Source organism: Mesorhizobium sp. M7A.F.Ca.AU.001.01.1.1 (assembly GCF_004022735.1).
Taxonomy (GTDB): Bacteria; Pseudomonadota; Alphaproteobacteria; order Rhizobiales; family Rhizobiaceae; genus Mesorhizobium; species Mesorhizobium ciceri.
On the sequence record NZ_RZPF01000973.1, the window covers coordinates 1 to 1,786 of the forward strand.

Consider the following 1,786-nt stretch of genomic DNA (forward strand, 5'->3'; position numbering starts at 1 on the left):
CGCCCTGCTCGGCTTCGCTGCGGTTTTTCCTGGGAATCGACATGCCTGCTCAGGATTGCCCATGAAACGGGCAAAGGAAGCGATAAAAGCGACATGGCCGGGCGGCCGGGCTCACCCCTTCGCCAGCTTGCGGATCGCGCTCGATGACAGCGACGAGCGCGGGCCGTGAATGAAGGTCCAGGCCGGCGCCTTCATGCGGGCAAGCCGCGGCGCATCGCCCTCGTCGATGCGGGCATAGTCGAAGGTCTTGGCGACGACCGAGGACAGGAACGACAGCGTCGCGCCCGGGCGGTCGATGACGGCGATCGGGAAGGTCATGACGATCTCGCGCCAGCGCTGCCAGCGATGGAAATCGCGCAGGCTGTCGGCACCCATGATCCAGACGAAATCGACACCGGGGTTGCGCGCCTTGACCAGCGCCAGCGTATCGGCGGTGTAGCGGACGTGATGGGCGGCTTCGAAAGCGGTGACCTTGATCTTCGGGTTCTTGGCGATCTGTTCCGACAGCTGCAGCCGTTCGCCCAGCGGCGCCAACTCCCTGGTGTTCTTCAGCGGATTGCCCGGCGTCACCATCCACCACAACTGGTCGAGCGCCAGGCGTCTGAGCGCGATCTCGGCGACCAGCGCATGGCCGGCATGCGGCGGATTGAACGAACCGCCGAACAGGCCGACGGCAAGGCCTTTCTCGGCGTGCGGCATTTTGAGATAGTGGGAGGAGATAGCCTCCTTACCCTCGTCCTTGTGGGGAGGGTCGATCCGCGAAGCGGAGCGGGGTAGGGGTATCGCGGAATTCAGCGTCGTCCCCCCACCCGGCTCGCTGTGCTCGCCACCCTCCCCACAAGGGGAAGGGTAAGACCAGCGCTCAAGGTCTCACCTGTCCCGACCCGCGCACACGGTATTTGAACGACGTCAGCTGTTCGACGCCCACCGGTCCGCGCGCATGCATCTTGCCGGTGGCGATGCCGATCTCGGCGCCCATGCCGAATTCGCCGCCGTCGGCGAACTGCGTCGATGCGTTGTGCAGCAGGATCGCCGAATCGATCTCGTTGAAAAACCGCTCGACGGCTTGCGCATCCTCGGCGACGATCGCCTCGGTGTGATGCGAGGAAAACGTCTCGATATGCTCGATCGCACCACCGATACCGTCGACCAGTTTTACCGCGATGATGGCATCGAGATACTCGGTGATCCAGTCGGCATCGGTCGCCGGTTTGGCGTCGAAAAACACTTTCAGCACCTCGGCATCGGCATGGATTTCGCAGCCGGCGGCGCGAAGTGCATCAAGGATCGGCACCAGATGCGTGGAGGCAACCGCCCGGTCGACCAGCAGCGTCTCTGCGGCACCGCAGACGCCGGTGCGTCGCATCTTGGCGTTGACGGCGATCCTGACAGCCATATCGAGCTTGGCGGAACGGTCGATGTAGAGATGGCAGATGCCTTCGAGATGCGCGAAGACCGGGACCCGCGCCTCGGCCTGCACCCGTCCGACCAGGCTTTTGCCACCGCGCGGGATAATGACGTCGAGGTTGCCGCCCAACCCCTTCAGCATTTCGCCGACGGCGGCGCGGTCGGTGGTCGGCACCAGCTGGATGGCATCCTCCGGCAGGCCCGCTTGCTTCAGCCCTTCGACCAGGCAGGCGTGGATGGCGGCGGAAGAATTGAGCGAATCCGAACCGCCGCGCAGGATCACCGGATTGCCGGCTTTGAGGCACAGCGCGCCGGCATCGGCGGTGACGTTCGGGCGGCTCTCATAGATGACGCCGACGACGCCGAGCGGCGTGCGCAC

At 64.9% G+C, this 1,786-nt stretch carries 2 protein-coding genes; both read right to left on the reverse strand.

Annotation, left to right across the window (positions count from 1 at the left end):
- Positions 1-111: 111 nt before the first annotated feature.
- Positions 112-699 (reverse strand): nicotinate-nucleotide adenylyltransferase, encoded by a 588-nt coding sequence (locus tag EN884_RS34720; protein ID WP_013529070.1) that lies wholly within the window; start codon positions 697-699, stop codon positions 112-114.
- A 163-nt stretch (positions 700-862) separates the two neighbouring features.
- Positions 863-1,786 (reverse strand): glutamate-5-semialdehyde dehydrogenase (locus tag EN884_RS34725; RefSeq protein WP_128361074.1); only part of this gene is annotated, 924 nt, incomplete at its 5' end.